Origin of the sequence: Candidatus Pedobacter colombiensis, from assembly GCA_029202485.1 — a bacterium.
Lineage (GTDB): Bacteria > Bacteroidota > Bacteroidia > Sphingobacteriales > Sphingobacteriaceae > Pedobacter > Pedobacter colombiensis.
In genome coordinates, this window is record CP119313.1 from 1 (window position 1) to 21,523 (window position 21,523).

The window sequence follows — 21,523 nt, forward strand, 5'->3', positions numbered from 1 at the left end:
TAATTTTCCTACTTTTGCAACCCGCTTCGGAGGAAGGGAAACAGTGAGAAGGATAAGGAAGAAGGTTGATTTGAGGAGCTGAAAGTAGAGATTGGTATTTCTTTTAGAGTGTTTAAAGAGCTCGGAAAATAAAAGAAAAAACTTTAACAAAAAGTTTGACAATGCTAAAAAGATTTCTACCTTTGCAATCCCAAACAGAACGGGAGTTACCAAACGGAGTTTGCTAACGAAATAAAAAAGATTGAAACGTTGAAGATTCGAAACTGAAACCAGGAACATTAAGACCAGGACGAAACAGAGAATAGGAAACGAAGAAATATAGAGATGACCCGCGAGGCGATTCGAGAAGTTCATTAAAGAGATGTCATTTATAAAGCGTAGCGAGGTAAGATAGTACGATTTCAAAGTACATGAGACCGAAGCTATTTTTTCAAGTCAGAATCTAACTAGACAATATATAATTAGAATAAGACTATTATTAATACAAGTTAAGAATGGTCAGCGTTCAAACAAAACATTTTACAATGGAGAGTTTGATCCTGGCTCAGGATGAACGCTAGCGGCAGGCCTAATACATGCAAGTCGAACGAGATTAAGGAGCTTGCTCCTTATGAAAGTGGCGCACGGGTGCGTAACGCGTATGCAACCTACCTTAATCAGGGGGATAGCCCGAAGAAATTCGGATTAACACCGCATAAAATCACAGCACAGCATTGTGTAATGATCAAATATTTATAGGATTAAGATGGGCATGCGTGTCATTAGCTAGTTGGCGGGGTAACGGCCCACCAAGGCGACGATGACTAGGGGATCTGAGAGGATGGCCCCCCACACTGGTACTGAGACACGGACCAGACTCCTACGGGAGGCAGCAGTAAGGAATATTGGTCAATGGAGGGAACTCTGAACCAGCCATGCCGCGTGCAGGAAGACAGCCCTCTGGGTCGTAAACTGCTTTTATTCGGGAATAAACCTTATTACGTGTAATAAGCTGAATGTACCGAAGGAATAAGGATCGGCTAACTCCGTGCCAGCAGCCGCGGTAATACGGAGGATCCAAGCGTTATCCGGATTTATTGGGTTTAAAGGGTGCGTAGGCGGCTTATTAAGTCAGGGGTGAAAGACGGTGGCTCAACCATCGCAGTGCCCTTGATACTGATGAGCTTGAATACACTAGAGGTAGGCGGAATGTGACAAGTAGCGGTGAAATGCATAGATATGTCACAGAACACCGATTGCGAAGGCAGCTTACTATGGTGTGATTGACGCTGAGGCACGAAAGCGTGGGGATCAAACAGGATTAGATACCCTGGTAGTCCACGCCCTAAACGATGAATACTCGCTGTTAGCGATATACAGTTAGCGGCTAAGCGAAAGCGTTAAGTATTCCACCTGGGGAGTACGCCCGCAAGGGTGAAACTCAAAGGAATTGACGGGGGCCCGCACAAGCGGAGGAGCATGTGGTTTAATTCGATGATACGCGAGGAACCTTACCCGGGCTTGAAAGTTAGTGAATCATTTAGAGATAGATGAGTGAGCAATCACACGAAACTAGGTGCTGCATGGCTGTCGTCAGCTCGTGCCGTGAGGTGTTGGGTTAAGTCCCGCAACGAGCGCAACCCCTATGTTTAGTTGCCAGCACGTTAAGGTGGGGACTCTAAACAGACTGCCTGTGCAAACAGAGAGGAAGGAGGGGACGACGTCAAGTCATCATGGCCCTTACGTCCGGGGCTACACACGTGCTACAATGGATGGTACAGAGGGCAGCAAGCTGGCAACAGCAAGCGAATCTCAAAAAGCCATTCACAGTTCGGATAGAGGTCTGCAACTCGACCTCTTGAAGTTGGATTCGCTAGTAATCGCGTATCAGCAATGACGCGGTGAATACGTTCCCGGGCCTTGTACACACCGCCCGTCAAGCCATGGAAGTTGGGGGTACCTAAAGTATGTAACCGCAAGGAGCGTCCTAGGGTAAAACCGATAACTGGGGCTAAGTCGTAACAAGGTAGCCGTACCGGAAGGTGCGGCTGGAATACCTCCTTTCTGGAGTAGTTTTGACTACTCGCTATGCTAAATGATATAAATGACGATAAGATCTCAAAAAAGAAAAACCCATAGGATGAAGCATCGTTTAGTGCTCCATACTGAAGAAAGGGGACATGAGTAGGCAAGAAGATTTGTGAAATGAGAAATCAGTACTCATAAACCTTACTTACGAATATCTAGTCCCGTAGCTCAGTTTGGTTAGAGCACTACACTGATAATGTAGGGGTCAGCAGTTCAAATCTGCTCGGGACTACATTAAGATTAATCTTAAGGGGGATTAGCTCAGCTGGCTAGAGCGCCTGCCTTGCACGCAGGAGGTCAACGGTTCGACTCCGTTATTCTCCACCATCACCGGTGCCTAATACAAAAGGCACATAAATAGGAAACCAACCCAAAAGGAAAGTGACCCGGGATAGAAAAGTTCTTTGACATATTGGAAGAAGTTAAAAAAGAAGAGCAAACAACAATAGAGACGTTGTTTGATTGGAAGAATACTGAGCGCAAGCAATTGCATTCAGTAAACTGAAGGTTTAACAACAATCAAAAAAGCATTTCCATATGCGCAAAAGGGTATGGAGAGAAGAAAGTAATTAAGAGCACACAGGGGATGCCTTGGCTCTCAGAGGCGATGAAAGACGTGATAAGCTGCGATAAGCTTCGGGGATTAGCAAATATGAATTGATCCGGAGATTTCTGAATGGGGAAACCTAGCTAGTTGAAGACTAGTTGTACAATGTACGCAAACCTGCCGAACTGAAACATCTAAGTAAGCAGAGGAAGAGAAAATAATAATGATTTCCTGAGTAGTGGCGAGCGAAAGGGAAAGAGCCCAAACCAGTAATGTTACGGCATGACTGGGGTTGTAGGACTACGATATGATTATAATGCAATGAAGTGGAACAGGATGGGAAGCCTGGCAATATAGAGTGATAGCCTCGTACACGTAAGTACCATTAGTCTAGTAGCATCCTGAGTACCGCGAGGTCGGAGACGCCTTGTGGGAATCAGCCGGCACCATCCGGTAAGGCTAAATACTCCTGAGAGACCGATAGTGAACCAGTACCGTGAGGGAAAGGTGAAAAGAACCCCGAACAGGGGAGTGAAATAGAACCTGAAACTGTGTGCTTACAAGCGGTCGGAGCGTCCAGGTGGCGTGACGGCGTGCCTTTTGCATAATGAGCCTACGAGTTACTCTTCTCTGGCAAGGTTAAGTGTTTCAGACACGGATCCGAAGCGAAAGCGAGTCTGAATAGGGCGTATAGTCAGGGGAGGTAGACGCGAAACCTTGTGATCTACCCATGGACAGGTTGAAGGTGCGGTAACACGTACTGGAGGACCGAACCGATAAACGTTGAAAAGTTTCCGGATGATCTGTGGGTAGGGGTGAAAGGCTAATCAAACTGGGAAATAGCTCGTACTCCCCGAAATGTTTTTAGGAACAGCGTCGTGGTGAAGTTAAATAGAGGTAGAGCTACTGATTGGGTGCGGGGGAGTCAAATCCTACCAAATCCAGACAAACTCCGAATGCTATTTAATATACACGGCAGTGAGGCGCGGGGTGCTAAGGTCACGCGCCGAGAGGGAAAGAACCCAGACCATCAGCTAAGGTCCCCAAGTTACAGTTAAGTTGAACTAACGAGGTCCGATTGCATAGACAGCTAGGATGTTGGCTTGGAAGCAGCCATTCATTTAAAGAGTGCGTAACAGCTCACTAGTCGAGCGATCGGGCATGGATAATAAACGGGCATAAAATTGTACACCGAAGCTATGGGTAATATTAATATTACGGTAGGGGAGCATTCCAGCGGCAGCGAAGGTATGACGTAAGTTGTGCTGGAGCTTCTGGAAAAGCAAATGTAGGCATAAGTAACGATAAGGCAGGCGAGAAACCTGCCCGCCGAAAGGATAAGGTTTCCTGATCAACGCTAATCGGATCAGGGTTAGTCGGGGCCTAAGGAGAACCCGAAGGGGATATTCGATGGACAACGGATTAATATTTCCGTACTTTTTATAACTGCGATGTGGGGACGGAGTAGTGACACTGCCGCGATCTGACGGAATAGATCGTTGAAGGCTGTAGGTAATGGACTGGTAGGCAAATCCGCCGGTCTAGCTGAACGCTGATAGTACCGCAAACCTTCGGGGGCGTGGATAGTGCAGGTAATCAGACTTCCAAGAAAAACCGCTAAGCTTCAGGTTATAAAAACCCGTACCGCAAACCGACACAGGTATCCGGGAAGAGAATTCTAAGGCGCTCGAGTGAATCATGGCTAAGGAACTCGGCAAAATGGCCCTGTAACTTCGGGAGAAGGGGCGCTGGTAGCAATATCAGCCGCAGTGAAAAGGCCCAGGCGACTGTTTAACAAAAACACATGGCTTTGCAAAATCGAAAGATGAAGTATAAGGCCTGACACCTGCCCGGTGCTGGAAGGTTAAGAGGGGATGTCATCAGCAATGAGAAGCATTGAATCGAAGCCCCAGTAAACGGCGGCCGTAACTATAACGGTCCTAAGGTAGCGAAATTCCTTGTCGGGTAAGTTCCGACCTGCACGAATGGTGTAACGATCTGGGCGCTGTCTCAGCCATGAGCTCGGTGAAATTGTGGTCCCGGTGAAGACGCCGGGTACCCGCAACGGGACGGAAAGACCCCATGCACCTTCACTACAATTTAACATTGACATTGGATACAGGATGTGTAGGATAGGTGGGAGACTATGAAGCGGCATCGCCAGGTGTTGTGGAGTCAACGTTGAAATACCACCCTTTCTGTATTCGGTGTCTAACTTGGCACAGCTAAGGACATTGTTTGATGGGTAGTTTGACTGGGGTGGTCGCCTCCAAAAAGGTAACGGAGGCTTTCAAAGGTAAGCTCAATACGCTTGGTAACCGTATGAGGAGTGCAATAGCATAAGCTTGCTTGACTGTGAGGCAAACAAGCCGAGCAGGGTCGAAAGACGGATATAGTGATCCGGTGGTTCTGCATGGAAGGGCCATCGCTCAAAGGATAAAAGGTACGCTGGGGATAACAGGCTGATCTCCCCCAAGAGCTCATATCGACGGGGAGGTTTGGCACCTCGATGTCGGCTCGTCACATCCTGGGGCTGGAGAAGGTCCCAAGGGTTCGGCTGTTCGCCGATTAAAGTGGCACGCGAGCTGGGTTCAGAACGTCGCGAGACAGTTCGGTCCCTATCTGTTGTGGGCGTAGGAATTTTGAGTGGGGCTGACCTTAGTACGAGAGGACCGGGTTGGACTAGCCTCTAGTGAATCTGTTGTTCCGCCAGGGGCATTGCAGAGTAGCTACGCTGGGAATAGATAAGCGCTGAAAGCATCTAAGTGCGAAACTAGCCACGAGATGAGAATTCCATATAGGACCGTAGCAGACTACTACGTTGATAGGTTACAGATGTAAAGGTTGTGAGATCAAAGTCGAGTAATACTAATCATCCGAAGCTTTCAAGAGCAGAACACTGTTGTTTGTTCTTCAAAACTTAACTTCTTTCAATAATATGTCATTTGTTTAGTTTAATTAATCGAAAGATATATAACTAGATATTTAAAAATATTTAGGTGCCTATATCGGTGGTGTCCACCTCTTCCCATTCCGAACAGAGAAGTTAAGCCCACCAGAGCCGATGGTACTGCGGTAACACGTGGGAGAGTAGGTCGGTGCCAAATCTTAAAAGAAAGCCTTTCAGGAAACTGAAAGGCTTTTCTTGTTTTATAACATTTTCATAAACTTTTTTTAAGACATAAAGAGTTTATGGCTTTAACATAACCCCAGGTATATGATTCAGGTATTAGTTTGAGAATGTTAGGCCAGAAGGCTTTTCCGGTCTTTAAATCAATTAAGTTCCTGTTTTTGCTATATCTCCCCAAAATTAATTTAAAGGGCTTCTAAAGCCATCTATTGTGTGTGCTTTCAATTATCGCTTTGTCTGCTGGTTTCTGGCTGCACAGCTTTATATACCAAATTTGACTGCATATCCTTTATGATGGGACCCGGTAACTCTTTGTTAACCTTAGCTGCGCATGATATCTATTCTTACTGGATATATCGGATTTTATTAGAGCTTGTTATGATTCCTGTTCTGTTAAAGAATTTACATAAGCTTTTGGTGTATGTCCAAACTGTTTTTTAAATTCCCGGCTAAAGTATTTAGGGTCGTTAAAACCAACCAGGTACGAAACTTCTGATACATTGTATGTTTTTTGAGCAAACAGTTGGGCAGCCTTTTTTAATCGGATCGTTTTTATAAAATCATTTACAGAGAGATCCGTAATCGCCCTGATTTTTTTATACAATACAGGTTGGCTCATGCCGATATTCGCGGCCAACTCCGGAACATTAAAATCTTGTTCAGACATGTGATCCTCTATATATTGCACTATTTTAATCATAAAAGCATGTTCTACAGTGCTAACCGTAATGTTTTGAGGTTGGAGGTTTACCTCTTTACTAAATTTCTGTCGCATCGTTGCTCTCGATTGTAAGAGATTTCTGATGTTCAGTTTCAGCAAGTCAATGTTGAAGGGTTTGGTGATATAGCAATCGGCCCCAGTCTCCAATCCATCTACCTGATGAATCTGAGAGGATTTTGCAGTGAGCAGAATGACAGGAATATGGCTGGTCCGTTCATCAGTTTTTAGTTTTTTACACAGTTCCAGCCCATCCATTACTGGCATCATCACATCACAAATAATCAAATCCGGGAGCAACTCAACAGCCGTTTCCCAACCATCCAATCCATCTGCAGTTTCATTAAGCCGATAGTCGGTCCCTAACAAACCCATTAGCATTTGTCTGATCTCGGGATTGTCTTCAACAATTAAAATCGTTTCTCCATGGGTAATTTTCGTTTCCGCTTCAAGATTAGAGATCGCTACAGGTACAGTATATATTGTATTTCCCGAATGGTGATATTGATCATCTGTAAACTCATTGTTTTTAAAGTGGCTTTTTCCCTTTTTAAGCGTTAAGGTAAAGCAGGTATCACCAGGCTGAGTGGCTGTTGCCGGATTACTCTCAATCCCTATACTTCCGTGATGAGATTCTACAATACTTTTAGATAGCGCCAGACCTATACCGGAACCGATGTGTCCTGATCCCCGCTCATCAACCTGAAAGAAGTCGCTAAATAGCTTTTGCTGACTCTCCAGAGGGATACCTTTTCCATTATCTCTAACTTTTAGGACCACTTCCTGAACCGTTTCTTCTATAGAAACCTGGATGCTACCATGGCCACCTGTAAATTTAAAAGCATTGGAAAGCAGGTTAAATAGTACTTTTTCAAGTTGAACCTTATCAAAATGCAGTTCTATATATTCCTGTTTATGGTCAAATATATAATGAATAGCCCGGGTATCAGCCAGATGCTGGAAAGCATGGAAAATTTCCTGTGTAAACTCAATAATATTGCCGCTGCTCACATGTAATTTTAAGTTGCCGGTCTCTACCTTCCTAAAGTCCATTAGCTCTGTGATGAGCCTCATTAGTCGGTCTGCGTTGTTTTTAATAGGAAGTACCTGCTTGTTAATTTCAGGATTATCCTTCGTAGTTTTTAACAGATGCTCAAGCGGACCAAGAATTAAGGTTAGAGGAGTACGTATTTCATGTGATATGTAAGTGAAGAAGTTCAATTTCATCTTTTGTACATCCTCCGACCTTTTTAACAATGCCCGGATAAAAAGATACCTTACTGTAAGGAACAAAATCACAGAAAACAGCAGCGCATAAAATACATAAGCCCACCAGCTGGCCCATATAGGGGGGAGGATTTTTATATTGATGCCGGCCTGATTGCTCCCCGGTATTCCATCATTATTGAGCCCCTTAACTATAAAATGGTAGCTGCCCGAAGGTAAATTGGTATAGATAGCACTGGGATTATTTGTATAGTTCCATTGTTCATCATAGCCCTCTAATTTGTAAGCATATTTATTTTTGTCGGGTTTGATATAATTTAATAAGGCGAAGCCTAATGTAAAATGGTTTTGATCATGTTTAAAGGTAATTTCTTTAGTGCTCAGAATTTGCTGCTTTAAAAGCTGATCAGGCCCGCCAACCTCTATCGGCTGATTAAATAATTTTAAACCCGTAAAAACAACCGGTGCTTTATATTTGTTCGTTTCAATTTCTTTGGGATGAAAAGAGGTTAAACCATTTAATCCCCCTAAAAAGATCTCCCCTTTACTGTCTTTAAAGTAAGAACGGGCATTAAACTCATTTCCTGCCAGGCCATCACTCCTGGTATAATTTCTAAACTTCCCGGTGTTTAAATTTAATTCTGATAAGCCATTAGCCGTACTGATCCATAAATTGCCTGAGCCATCCTCAACAATTCCAAGCACATTGTTATTGGCCAGACCATCTACTTCCATATAGGTTTTAAAATGGTTTGTCTGCTCATTATAAACACTGATACCGCCAAAATAAGTACCTACACAGATTAAACCTTTAGTTGTTTGAACCACACAGTTGATATAATCAGATTGCAATCTGGTACTGTCATTCTCCTTTTTGGTAAACGGTGTTAAAATTCGGGAGCTAAAATTATATCGGTATAAACCCGCAGATGTTCCCAGCCAAAGTTTTTTGTTGCCGTCTTCAAAAAGAACCTGTACACCTTTTTTACTTTTGAAATATTTGTCTAAAACACTTTTTGTGGTGTGATCAGGAAAGGTTCCATTCTGCCTTCTTAAAATGGTTAATCCATTTCTTGACCCAATCCATATTGTCCCATAACTATCCTGTCTCAAAGCCAGAATTTCGGCAGTACCAATCGTGTTTTTGGCATCTTTTACATTAAGAATATGCTTAAACTGCCCTGTTTTGGGATTAAAAATATTTAACCCACCATAATGTGTACCAATAATAAGCTCACCCTTGCCAGAATTCTCCTTGCACATGATTTTTACAAGGTTAGAAGTGATGCTTGTTGGATCCTTAGGATTTGTTTTGTAGATCGTATAATTATTTGTCTTGCTATCCAGATAATCTAAGCCACCACCTTCAGTCCCAATCCACAAGTTGTTGTGCTCATCCTCTACAATAGAGCTGACGATGTTGCTACTGATGCTGGACTTTAACTTGCTATTCTGATAAGTTTTAAACCTTGTAGAAATCAGGTGGCTATAATTAACGCCCCCAAAGTAAGTGCCCACCCACATGGTTTTATTAACGTCCTGATAAATACTATGGACAGAATTGTGGCTGATGCTATTTTTCAACTCAGGATCATGTTGGTAATTGGTAAACTTTTTACTTACCGGATCTAAAATACTTAAACCTTCCTGAGTGCCAATCCAGAGCATACCCTGTTGATCTCGGGTGATTGTCCTAATGTCATTGTGAACAATAGAGTTGGGGTTTTTATTGTCATGTCCATAGACGGTAAAAGATTTGGTAGCATAATTAAACAAGCATACGCCATTACTCGTCCCTATCCATAAATTTTGCTGAGCATCAGCATTGATGCAGGTGATGTAATTTGAACTGATCCCCGATTTATTTTCAGCACCATATTTAAAACGTTCATATTGATAGCGGCCATTTTTTAGGGACATGCATAATAATCCGCTGTCGGTTCCAATCCATAAATTGCCACGGGAATCTTTAAAAATGGCGTATACAGTGTAGATGCCATCATCTTTTATTCCCTTAAACTGGAAAGCTTTAAAAGTGTTTTTGCTTTTGTCTGTTAATAAATTGAGTCCACGTAAAGTCCCTACCCATAAATTTTTGTCAGGGTCTTCATAAAGGCACTCAATCCCTCCACTGTTTACGCCTTTTTTGGAACGGGTATGGATTTGTATAAAGGTATCTGTCTTGGAATCATATCTATTCAGTCCGTTCGCCGTTCCTACCCATAAGGTGCCTTCCGAATCCGTAAGCATAGCCTGGACTTCATTATTAGAAAGACTATTCCTGTCTGCCGGATGATTTATATAGCTTTTAAACTGATAGCCATCATATCGGTTTAATCCCTGTCGGGTGCCGAACCACATAAAGTCAGATTTATCCTGGGTAATTGATATCACTGAATTTTGGGATAGCCCATTTTCAATGGTATAGTTGCTAAAAGTAACGGGATTTTGTGCTTGAGTGGAATGAAAAAGTACAAGAATGGAAATGCATAAATTAATCAATCTCCATTTAATAATTTTCATAGGAATTTCTTGTTATTGTCTATTTATCAGCGCTAAAGATAGAAATATCTCGGTTTCTTAATGATTTTTCTACCCTTTTTTTTAGAATATTCATCTTTTTTGAACAAATATAATTACAGTTTTGAGTGTCTCAACAATGTAATATTCTAAAGGCTGTATACTAAATCATATTTAGTGCAAAACAGACTGGAAAGCATTAACCAGCTTTAATAAGTATATAACTGTTGTGACAAACAAAACTAAATTAATACCTAAACCAAACATGTATGAATAAACATCGACTAATCCCTTGTCAATGTATCCTTGTGTCTTTTTTTCTTGTTGGTCTTGGGTTTCCGCTAAGTAGCTTCGGCTTTAATACCTTAAACCGAAGTAGCTTTGTATTTTTTCAGGATACTACAAGCCGTTCCGATAAGGATACGGTGGCAGCGGATTCCGGAAGCGTAAAATTAAGGCGCTTTGTATCAGTAAAGAACGTTGATTCATTGCCATTAAAACAACTTGGCCTGTTTCCCTTTAGCTCCCTTCAGCAGATGCTTAAAGGTAATGTCGCTGGCGTATACGTACAGGAAACCAGTGGCGAACCTGGTACCTCAGAACAAAGTATGATGATCAGGGGTTTGCCAATGCCGCTCTTATCAAGAAAAGACATCTATCAGGTTCAGCCTACCGTATATCTGAATGGCATTCCGCTGATTCAGGACAATCCACTGATGTTTGATGTACAGCGGTTTGATTACCTACCTATTGGTCCCGCAACTGACCTGCTTTCCACGATTGATCTGGATAATGTAGAATCCATCAATGTCATTAAGGGTGGGGCAGCCGCAGCCGTTTATGGGCCAAGGGCAGCCAATGGGGCGATCTTTATCACCACCAAAAATGCACAGGAAGGATTAAATCAAATCAGCTTCAACAGCTATTATGGAATGGTACAGAAAGATCAGGTTATACCTGCCAATGCTAAAAACGAAAATGATTTTAGGATGCCGTTTTATAGGAAGTTCGCCAGTCCAACGGATATGGATAATTATCCGGCGTATCTGAGAGATGCCACCAACGAAAACTATTACGGCCCTTCAAACTGGACAGATCTTTATTACAAAAATAGCCCTGTACATAACATCAACGGAAGTATCACAGGAGGAACAAACCGCTCTAATTTCCGCTTTTTCGCAGGAAATACGCAAAGTGCAGGGAATGCGGATGATACGAAGCTCGATAAATATGTAGCCTCCTTCTTTATCAATATGCTGCCATTAAAGTGGCTTACAGTTTCCAGTATGATCAATGCCACAAGACTTGATCGCAACAGGAATAAGTCATTCAGAGATCGTTTTGCTGAAATGCAATATGTTCCTGACTTATCTAGTCCAATCTCACCGAATAAACTTATTTACGGCAGTTTGCTGGACGAGTATAAAAACAGGGCGATAGATAAGAACAAAATCAACTCAGTTCAGGGCTACTTTTCTCTAAATGCCAAAATAAAAGATATTGATTTTATTTCCCGTATTGGGTTCGATTACAATGAAGGATTGCGCGATGTGTTTTATCCTTCAACCATGTTTGATGGGAACAATTTTGTGTCTAATTATTTTGGCTACAACCAACGTGTGGTGATTGATAATGTATTGAGGTACAAATATCACTTTAACGAGCAACACAGTTTAAACTTAGAAGCAGGGCATTCCTTCCAGGCTGATGTGAACAAATACAATTATGCATTTGGCTATAAAGGATCAAGTGATTACATCAAGATTAACGTGGTAAATGGAGATCCTAAAAGCGATCAGTACCTACTTCCTAAGGATTTTATTGTGTCGAGATTTACCGATCGTCAGAAATCTAACCTGAGCTCATTGTATGCGAGAGCCACATACAATTTTAAGGATGATTTAAGCTTTACGGTCGTAGCTCGTACTGATGGTTCTTCTAATATGCAGCCGAGTGCGCGCTGGTTCTTTTCGCCAGCCATCAGCGCAGATTATAACCTGAAAAATGCCTTGTTAAAAGACAATTCTACTTTTTCTAAATTATTGCTTTCTGCGTCCTGGAGTCGTATAGGGAATCTGATTTCAAATGATCATTTTGCCGCAGGGCCACAGTACAATGTAGATCTGGGCTGGTCTGGAAATCCTGCATTCTATTCTTATGGAGGGTTCGGGACTTTATCCAGACCATATACCACAGGATGGATTGGCTATGATATCCCATGGTCTTATGTGCAGGAAACAAATGTGGGTATAGATGCAGGCTTCTTTAACGACCGTTTACAAACGCGGTTCGAGCTCTATTCTAAAAATAACAACCGTATGTTGTTGCCTATGCCGGTAAATGCCGAGTCGGGTTATGCAGCGGCTTACCAAAGTGGAATGGATGTCAACAACAGTGGCGCCGAACTAATTTTGCAAGCCGAAGTATTGAAAGGAAGAAAAGGTCAATTGAGCTGGACGAGTAGTTTCAATGCTGCTTATAATAAAAACAAATTGAAAGCCCTGCCAGGAGGAATCTCAGAGATCCTTATCGGAACACAAAAGCTGGTAGTAGGGCAGGCCATAGATAAATTCTGGGTACTGCAAACCGATGGTGTATTTAATTCGGATATAGAAGTACCTGTAGATCCTAAAACCTTTCAGATTTTTAACTACAAAGGATTGCCATTCCATGGTGGAGACCCAAGATGGAAAGACTTGAATGGTGATTATACCATTAATGAAGCGGATAAAGTACCGTTAGGCAATTACATTCCAAAGTTTACGGGGAACTTCTCCAACCAGTTTAATTATGGCAGTTTTGGATTGAACTTCAATCTTTACTTTGCCCTTGGACGCAATATCCTAAATCAGGCTGTTGCCAACCGCTTCGACTTCATCAACAGAAAAGGGAAGAACGACATTGCAGCTGTAGATGAGATTACTTTTTGGCAAACCGATTTCGATGCCTCAAAATATCCGGTATACAATCCGTGGAGTGCTGTGCAGTCCTACCGTCCTGATCAGGATATATTCATTGAAAACGGTTCATATCTAAAGCTTCGTTCTGTATCCTTGAGCTATGATTTAGCCAGACTTAGTTTCTTAAATCCAAGAAAAAGAGCACAAAACAAATTTTTGGTTTACATGACTGCTACCAACTTATTCACCATTACCCCATATACAGGAGGCGATCCGGAAGTTGTGGGCTATACCGGCATCGATACCGGTCACGGATTATCCATGCCAAAGACATACATATTAGGTATTAAGGTTGATTTATAGATATGAAAAATATGAGGTTCAATACAACAATAAGTTTCTTCCGCATTTTTTCAGGAACATTAATCCTGGCGGTGCTGATGTCTGGATGTAATAAAAAGTTGGATATAGATTCAACACACCTGGTAAACGAAAAAAACAACTGGAAATCAATTACTGATACTCGCTCTGCATTGCTTGGAACCTATGGTTTGCTAAGAGCAGCCATGGCTGATAACAATGCACACTGGCTTTATGGTGAATTGCGGAATGGTGATTTTCAGGCCACATCGAGATTGGATTTAAAAGCAATTATAGGCAGTAATCTAAATGCGCCATATCCGGTCGTACAGTCATTAAGCAGCTGGCGCAGGTTTTACGCTGTGATCAATAGTGCCAGCATTTTTATCGATCGTGCACATGAAGTGATGGCTTTGGATAAGCAGTATACTGAAAAAAATTATCAGGTCGATATTGCCCAAATGCATGCATTACGCGCTTTTGCCTATTTCTATATGACCCGCATTTGGGGTGATGTGCCATTGATTAAATCTGTTAACGATGGCTCTTTCGAGCGAGCTAAGCGCACACCAAAAGAAGAAGTACTGGCTTATGCAGAAAGTGAACTGTTAAAAGCAGTAAAAGATTTGCCTTACAAATATGGGGATATATATGATCCGGTTTTTCCGGGCTTGTATTACGGACAGGGAATTGCAGGCTGGAATGGCGTACTGTTGACCAAAGTTTCGGCCTATGCTATTTTAGCACACATTGCTGCCTGGAACGAGCGCTATATAGATGCGTCGGGTTATGCACGTTTTGTGCTTGACAACGCGGGGAAGGCTGGTTCAAGTTATATGAACACGGCATTTTTGACCAGGGTTGATGGCTTTTTTTACGATAAAAATACCAATCAGATCTTTGGATTGCCTTTTGCCTGGAGCGATAGGGAGGCTAGTCTCGACGGACACATAGAAGATCTTACGTTGGCGGCACCGCTTGTGGTACGACCTGTTCCTCAAATATACATGACTGACCAGACCATCCTGTCCATTTTTGATGAAGATAAAGACGAGCGTTTCTCTATAAACCCGGCCAATGGTAGGGCAGTAACTGATTATTTTACCGGATTTGGAAGTTCAAATACCATTTTCAGTAAAATTAAGTGTATTCGCAACGCTTCAACAGATGGCTCGCTGGGACTATTCAGCTCTGCCATCATTTTTACCCGTTTGGAAGAGATTACCTTGTTATATGCCGAATCAATGGCTGTTTTGGACAATATGGGGGTAGCAGTAGATGCATTAGATGATGTACGTCTTTCAAGGGGATTACCTCGGTATACTGGTCCGGTTTCAGGTGTAATTGATGCAATTTTTAAAGAACGTAGAAGAGAACTCATGGGTGAAGGCTGGAGGTGGTACGACCAGGTCCGCTATAATCGGATTAAAAAGAACGATGCGCAGTTCAATAAATTAATCAGTACCAACGGCATTTTCTGGCCAATCGGTCAGGATGTACTTCGCAACAATTCATTATTGGTTCAAAACGAATATTGGAGGTAATCATATGAAAAGGAATATACAGTTAATAAAAGGTTTGCTAATCCTGTTTACTGCAGTGCTATTTGTTGTCGCCTGCAAAAAGGATAAGGGAGCTTATGATTTCGATAACCAGGTTAACGAATTTGATGGAAATGTTTACGAGTATCTGAAGGCGCAGCCGGGGGTATACGATTCACTGTTAAAAGTAGTGGATCGCATTACCTGGCTAAAAGATACTTTAAGTTCGCCGTCTAACTTTACGGTTTTTGCACCAACCAACCGAAGCTTTTCTTTGGCATTGTTAAATCTCAATAACATCCGGGTTTCACAGAAAAAGCCGCTGATAAACTTAAGTAATGCTAATCTGGCTCAGCTGGATATCCTATTGAACAGGTACTTCATCAGCGGAAAGTTCACTACAGACAGCTTATTGCTTACAGATGGTGCATCCATGAATACCATTAAATACCATTACGAGATGCATGCCATGGAGGTGAATTCAAATGCTTATGGTTTTGTACATGGCGGTCCTAAAACCATCAAATACAGCGACGTTAAAGGCTCTCAGTATATCGTAGAGTGGCAAAGAACAACCACTCAGGCGGTAAACATCTTTACCCGCAATGCTGTGGTTCATGTACTTACGCCATCACATGAGTTTGGTTTTAGTGAATTTACCCTTAGGCTCAATAAATAACAATTATGAATTCAGTTACCAAGATCATGATAAATAAAAAATATACACTGGCCATAATCCCTATAATTTTCCTGATCGGATTACTGGGGGGCTGTAAAAAATTCTTGCCTACGGACCGGGATACCTTTAACGTGGAGGCACGGTTCACCCAAACGGTATACACGCCGGTATTGGGACGCACAACCTTAATGTCCAATAATTTTGATGCACAAAGCTCTACCTTACCGCTAACCTTCAGAATTGTTAATCCAAGAAATAACGATGGATTAATTGCGGCCGAGCTGATCAAGCCTTTCGATGTATTGGTTTGGAAAAAGGCTTATACAGGGACAGAGAAAACTTTGGCAGAGATTGAAGCGAAAAGAACGATTGAAAAGCATCCACTGTTCGAGATCAGGGAACATTCGGGGGAATTCATTATGTGGGCAGCGGCAAATGACCGCATTTTAAAATCCCTTCCCGATTCAGGTTATACTTTTGATGTGGAGGTAACCAACAATGGCGGTCGCAGGTATTTTAACAATATGAAGCTGCAGCCCTATAAAGAAAGGGCGTTTGAACCAAACTCTAAAGATCCCATAACAGGAGTTGATTTAAACAGGCAGATCACACCCACTTCAGTGGTCAATATGGTTGGAGAGCGCACAAATATCCTCTTATCCCCGGGTGATATGAATGTTTATATGCGAAAAGTCGGTGAAGGAAACTCCCTGACCTTTCGCTTTCAGGACTCAGTATTCAACGCAATTAATCCAAATAAGTTTAACCTAACCAAATGGAATACACTGGTACATGGGTTCGATATGGAGAAAACAAATACCTATGTAAGGTATAAGGTAGCCTATCCAATTCCATTGGTATCCATTCCTACACAATATACTTCTCTTGATGGCAGGCAGGCGAGTGTTGGCTTTGCTTATGAACGCCTTGGCTTTGGGGGTATTAAGGAAATCGGGGGATTTACTTTCAACTTCAACATCTACCAACAGGGCGATTGGGAAATCATTTTTTGGTTTAACCGGGACAACCCAAGATTCGAAAATGAATGATGTACACAGATCAAAATAGATTTAAGCTGAACACGCTAAAACAAAACAGGACTATGAAGTACCTTTCTAAATTTTTACTGCTCCTTACGCTGGTGGTTACTTCCGGAACCAGGGTGTATGCACAAAAGATGGTAACCGTAAAAGGTATTGTATTTGAGAAATCAACTAATCTGGGATTACCAGGAGTAAATATCGCTATGGGTACGCCCCTTAAATCGGTAGGCTCTACCGCTGGTAACGGATCGTTTTTGGTTACTGTACCCGAAAACACAGAGCTTACCTTTAGCTATATCGGATTTAAGGTACAAAAACTAAAAGCAAACGATAAACAAACCATGCGTATCGTGCTTCAGGAGTCAACCAACACCCTCGAAGATAAAGTTGTAATTGTAGGATATTCTGCAAAAACCAAAGAGGTCTCTACCGGAGCAATCACTACCATTAGTGGCAAGGCACTTCAGGATGTTCCTGTAGCCAACGTGGTGGAATTGTTGCAAGGTAAAGTAGCCGGTTTAAATATCCAGAACAATACCGGTAGCCCTGGTGCCCGCGGATCGATCTTTGTACGTGGTTTATCCAGTATAGATATACAAGGGTCTGGTAGTGATGCCTTCTTAACACCAACTTCTCCCTTGTTTGTAATTGATGGGGTGCCTTTAGATGCCAACTCCAATTACGAATATGGTTTTTCACAAGGTGGTCCCGGGATCAGCCCTCTTTCATTGATTCCACCAGAGGACATTGAAGAAGTTTCGGTGTTAAAAGATGCACAGGCAACTTCCTTATATGGATCTCAGGGCGCTTATGGAGTAATTTTAATTACGACCAAAAGAGGGAAGTCTAAAACCCCGATCATCCAGTATACCACCAATTTCTTTGTCAATACTCCACCAAAACTGAAAGAGGTAATTGGGGGAAAAACGGAACGTGATATGCGTTTGTGGCAGATCTACAATTATGGAAAGGGGTTATATGATGGCAGACAACTGATCGATAACACGCCCTTTTTAGCGGATAGCTTAAATGCGTTCTACAACAACTCAACCGACTGGCAAAGCATTTTCTACAGAACTACCTTTAACCAGACGCACAATATCAATGCATCAGGAGGTGATCAGAAATTCAACTATAAAGTGAATGTGGGTTATTACAATGAAAATGGTATTGTCGAAAATACAGGCTTAACCAGATACTCATTGGGGATGAACGTATTGTATCAGCCAAACGAGAAGTTTCGCTTATTTACGAACGTATCCACAGCATTGGGTATCAGTAAAAAGGGGAGTGGTAATGGTGTGCAGCAAAGTGGTGTGGCCAGTGGAAGTTCGGCATCATCACTCTTACCACCACCTTCCTTATTTAGTGGGGCGGGAGATGCAACCGGAGTAATGATTGTAGACAACAACAACAAGTCCGGGAACATAAAAACCAATCTTGAGGCCAGGTATCAGTTTATTAAGTCTTTGGCGTTGACCAGTACGGTAAATTATGATTACAACACAGGTACGGAAGACACTTTTAAACCGGCGATTTTAAATAATAACAAATCGAGCCTTTATACTTATAACGATCGCAGAAGTACGCTGTACAATAGGAACATGATCAACTACACGGAAACATTTAATAATTTCCATAACGTAAACTTCTTTGTTTTCAACGAGATGTATATCCGAAGTTATCAGGCGCAGGTGATTAATCAAATGCGTACACCAAATGATCAGTATCAGGGGCCAGGAGGTTTCAACGCTTCGGATTCTAAGGGTGGTATTTTAAACAGTTATGCAGATTCAAGATCAGCAGCAATAGCAGCTTCATTCTCTTACAATTTTGATAAAAAATATGTAATAGATCTTTCTTATCGTCTGGATGGTTTATCGAGCAGTGGCCCTGATGTACCGTGGTCTAAAAACCCGTCTGTAGCTGTAAAGTGGAACTTCAACAAGGAAAAATGGTTTGAGAAAATAAAATGGGTTGATTATGGTGCAATACGTACCAGCTGGGGTAAAAATATTGTCCCGGCGGGTACCGTATTTGATGCTTTTGGTGCCTATAATTATAGCGGATCTTATAATGGATCTCAAGCTATTGGCCTCGGTTTTAAACAATTGCCGAATACGTTGTTAACCCCAACAGTTACCACTCAGTTTAATACAGGGGTAGAATTGGGCTTGTTGGATGGAAAGTACCAACTGACTTTTGACACCTATTATAAAATGGTTGATAACCAGCTAAGAACTAAAGCATTGGCAGATCACAATGCTTTTGAGAGCATTAAGACCAATGAAGTTAGTTTGGTTAATTATGGTTATGAGTTGTCATTAACCATTCGCCCCCTGGCTAAGGAAAGTAAGGTGAACTGGACGGTTTCATTCAATGGAGCGATCAACAAGGATGTATTAACCAGGCTACCTGATGGCGTGCGCTCTATTATGATTACGGATGACAACACCAAGCAAAATATTCTTTATCGTTTGGGTAGAAACAGCTTGTCGAACGTACTTTATAATACTAAAGGCGTGTATGCGACCACAGATGATGTAGCTGTCGATCCGGTTACCGGGATGCGCTACCGCACTACCGACGGAAAGAATACTACTTTTTTCCAGGGAGGAGATCCCCACTGGGCGGATATTAATGGAGATTATATTCTTGACGAACGAGACCTGGTTATTGCAGGTAATTCTTTTCCACAAGTTACCGGAGGGATCAGCTCATTCTTCTCCTATAAGAACTATTCTATGAACCTAAATATGTCTTATACTTTTAAAAGAGACATCTTAAACAACGCCTTAGCGGAACGATTCCAGAATTTTGCTGACCCGGTTAAGCAAAACAACCTGGTTCCTTTAGATAAATATGATTATTGGAGGACTACAGGAAGCAACGCCATGTATCCAAATCCTTATGATTATACCCGCTATGACATCTATAAACCATTTCGTTTCGACCAGACTTTGTTTCAGGAAGATGGGTCTTATCTGAAGATCAATACGCTGACACTAGCCTATACTTTTGACAGGAAATTCTCAGAGCGCTTAGGTATTACCTCTATGAGGATCTATTGTACAGGGAACAACCTGTATACTTTCACAAATTACTCGGGGCCTGATCCTGAAAACGTGACTGATCTGGGGCGCGATAACTCCAAAGGTTATCCAAGCAGACGCAGCTACTCACTTGGTTTAAATGTACAGTTCTAAAATGAAATTGATGATGAAAAGGATCTTATATATTATTCCCTTACTGGTGCTGCTGATTGCAAACCCAGGCTGTAAAAAGTTTTTAAATGTCGAACCGGTAACCAGTCTTTCAGGTAACAATTACTGGAAAACGGCAAAAGATGCCGAAGATTTTACCAAAGATGTGTACAGGTTGTTCCGTGCAGCAACGATGTCTAACATCCTGCTGGCTACAGGCGATTTTCGCAATGGTCCGACTAAGGCCGGTGGAACCTTCCCTAAACGGTATGACTTCGATTATATGGCAATTAATGATATCAAGAAAACGCTGGCTGCAGATGCCTCACGTACCAGACCCGGTTATAATGCCGAATTGGAATGGTATCAGCAACGTGCACGTTACGATATGATTCCAGATTGGACCCCATTTTATAAAGTGGTGCAATCTGCCAATATTCTTTACAAGGAGTTGGACCGCATTGACGACCCTTCTTTTAGTGATAAGATGAAAAAGCAGTACCGCGCCGAAGCTGTATTTATGCGTTGCATGGCTTATTTCTTTTTGGTTCGGTTATATGGTGATGTGCCTTATTACACCAATGCCTATAACCAGGTTCCTTTGGGGCGTACACCTCTGGTTACGGTATTTAAAAACTGTATAGAAGATTTAAAAAAGGTAAGAGAGGATCTGCCGTGGACCTATAAAGATCCAGCAAACCGTGCCGTAAGAGCAATGCGTGGTAGTGCTGATGCTTTGATGATGCACATGAACATGTGGTGTGCCGGCTTTGATCCAAACAATGCAATGTCCTATTATAAAGCTGTAGATGCACTGGGTCTTGATATTGAAAACATAGGCATGGCCGAGCAAGGGGCTTATGCATTATTGCCTATCGAACAAACTTATCTGGTGATGTTCGGACGTTCCCAGGAGGGCTTATTCGAAATTCAACTGAGCAGTAACTATGGTGAAGTAAGTGTAGATCGTAGACATAAGTTTTCCAATAGTGTAGCACATTTACCTTTCTTAACTTCTACAGATAGATCGCTTAGTGAGCTGGCATATCGCAGCAGCTATATGAAAATGATATACCCGGAAGGAGGAACTGATAGGCGTAAAGACATTTGGTTTGATCTGGCTGACATTTACGACGAAAGCGGAAAGGCCATTATCTATAAGTTTTTCAACCGTGCAGCACCTACACAAGGGGATGATGATAATCCAATTATCTTCCGTTTGGCTGATGTAATCCTGCTCCATGCAGAAGCATTGGCAGAGCTGGGAGGAGAAGATGGACGCGCACAGGATTTGTTAAATATCATCCGTAGAAGGGCTGGTGCCGATCCATTCCCTGCAAACCCGGGCGAAGGTAAACTTAAGGATGCCATCTATTGGGAACGCTGTAAGGAACTCATGGGTGAAGGACATTATTATTATGATCTCGTGCGTACTAAGAAAATAATGGATCCAAAATTCTCCTACCGTCCAATGTCTTACTCTGCATTTATTGCAGGTGCCTGGACTTGGCCAATAGCCAGTAAGGCGCTAATCAACAATCCGTATATGGTACTTAACAACTACTGGCAATAGGTTTAATCATTAAAT

General features: G+C 42.1%; 7 protein-coding genes, 2 tRNA genes and 3 rRNA genes. 11 read left to right on the forward strand and 1 reads right to left on the reverse strand.

The features are described 5' to 3' along the window. Nucleotides 1–521 precede the first annotated feature (521 nt). The 5 genes from P0Y49_00005 to rrf all read left to right on the forward strand — a co-directional run bounded on the left by P0Y49_00005 (nt 522) and on the right by rrf (nt 5,721). Nucleotides 522–2,043 (forward strand): 16S ribosomal RNA (locus tag P0Y49_00005). Nucleotides 2,044–2,224: 181 nt separating this feature from the next. After that, a tRNA-Ile gene (locus P0Y49_00010) sits at nt 2,225–2,299 on the forward strand. Between the two features lie 18 nt (nt 2,300–2,317). Next, nucleotides 2,318–2,394: transfer RNA gene (locus tag P0Y49_00015), tRNA-Ala, on the forward strand. 232 nt (nt 2,395–2,626) lie between these two features. Next, nucleotides 2,627–5,505, forward strand: a 23S ribosomal RNA gene (locus P0Y49_00020). Between the two features lie 104 nt (nt 5,506–5,609). After that, nucleotides 5,610–5,721: ribosomal RNA gene (gene rrf / locus P0Y49_00025) — 5S ribosomal RNA — on the forward strand. The 16S, 23S and 5S rRNA genes sit together here with 2 tRNA genes alongside, the layout of an rRNA operon. Before the next feature lie 399 nt (nt 5,722–6,120). Here the strand turns inward: rrf and P0Y49_00030 are convergent. Continuing rightward, on the reverse strand, nt 6,121–10,212 hold the full coding sequence (locus tag P0Y49_00030; GenBank protein ID WEK19541.1) for a two-component regulator propeller domain-containing protein: 4,092 nt from the start codon (nt 10,210–10,212) through the stop codon (nt 6,121–6,123). A gap of 266 nt (nt 10,213–10,478) precedes the next feature. On the opposite strand from P0Y49_00030, the gene P0Y49_00035 reads away from it, so the two are divergent. The 6 genes from P0Y49_00035 to P0Y49_00060 are packed head-to-tail and all read left to right on the forward strand — an operon-like array spanning nt 10,479 to nt 21,508. Beyond that, nucleotides 10,479–13,472 (forward strand): SusC/RagA family TonB-linked outer membrane protein, encoded by a 2,994-nt coding sequence (locus P0Y49_00035; protein ID WEK19542.1) that lies wholly within the window; start codon nt 10,479–10,481, stop codon nt 13,470–13,472. Between the two features lie 11 nt (nt 13,473–13,483). Further along, nucleotides 13,484–15,013, forward strand: coding sequence for a RagB/SusD family nutrient uptake outer membrane protein (locus tag P0Y49_00040; GenBank protein WEK19543.1), 1,530 nt, complete (start codon nt 13,484–13,486; stop codon nt 15,011–15,013). Between the two features lie 4 nt (nt 15,014–15,017). Then, a complete protein-coding gene (locus tag P0Y49_00045; protein ID WEK19544.1) occupies nt 15,018–15,689 on the forward strand; it encodes a fasciclin domain-containing protein in 672 nt (223 codons plus the stop codon). A 5-nt stretch (nt 15,690–15,694) separates the two neighbouring features. Beyond that, nucleotides 15,695–16,738, forward strand: coding sequence for a DUF5007 domain-containing protein (locus P0Y49_00050; protein WEK19545.1), 1,044 nt, complete (start codon nt 15,695–15,697; stop codon nt 16,736–16,738). Nucleotides 16,739–16,791: 53 nt separating this feature from the next. Further along, nucleotides 16,792–19,938, forward strand: coding sequence for a SusC/RagA family TonB-linked outer membrane protein (locus P0Y49_00055; GenBank protein WEK19546.1), 3,147 nt, complete (start codon nt 16,792–16,794; stop codon nt 19,936–19,938). A 10-nt stretch (nt 19,939–19,948) separates the two neighbouring features. Beyond that, nucleotides 19,949–21,508, forward strand: coding sequence for a RagB/SusD family nutrient uptake outer membrane protein (locus P0Y49_00060; GenBank protein WEK19547.1), 1,560 nt, complete (start codon nt 19,949–19,951; stop codon nt 21,506–21,508). The last annotated feature ends 15 nt before the right edge of the window (nt 21,509–21,523 follow it).

Excerpts from the sequence above, each read along its gene's own strand:
- P0Y49_00030 (WEK19541.1), bottom strand. The coding sequence starts at position 10,212 with ATGAAAATTATTAAATGGAGATTGATTAATTTATGCATTTCCATTCTT.
- P0Y49_00035 (WEK19542.1), top strand. The coding sequence starts at position 10,479 with ATGAATAAACATCGACTAATCCCTTGTCAATGTATCCTTGTGTCTTTT.
- P0Y49_00040 (WEK19543.1), top strand. The coding sequence starts at position 13,484 with ATGAGGTTCAATACAACAATAAGTTTCTTCCGCATTTTTTCAGGAACA.
- P0Y49_00045 (WEK19544.1), top strand. The coding sequence starts at position 15,018 with ATGAAAAGGAATATACAGTTAATAAAAGGTTTGCTAATCCTGTTTACT.
- P0Y49_00050 (WEK19545.1), top strand. The coding sequence starts at position 15,695 with ATGAATTCAGTTACCAAGATCATGATAAATAAAAAATATACACTGGCC.
- P0Y49_00055 (WEK19546.1), top strand. The coding sequence starts at position 16,792 with ATGAAGTACCTTTCTAAATTTTTACTGCTCCTTACGCTGGTGGTTACT.
- P0Y49_00060 (WEK19547.1), top strand. The coding sequence starts at position 19,949 with ATGATGAAAAGGATCTTATATATTATTCCCTTACTGGTGCTGCTGATT.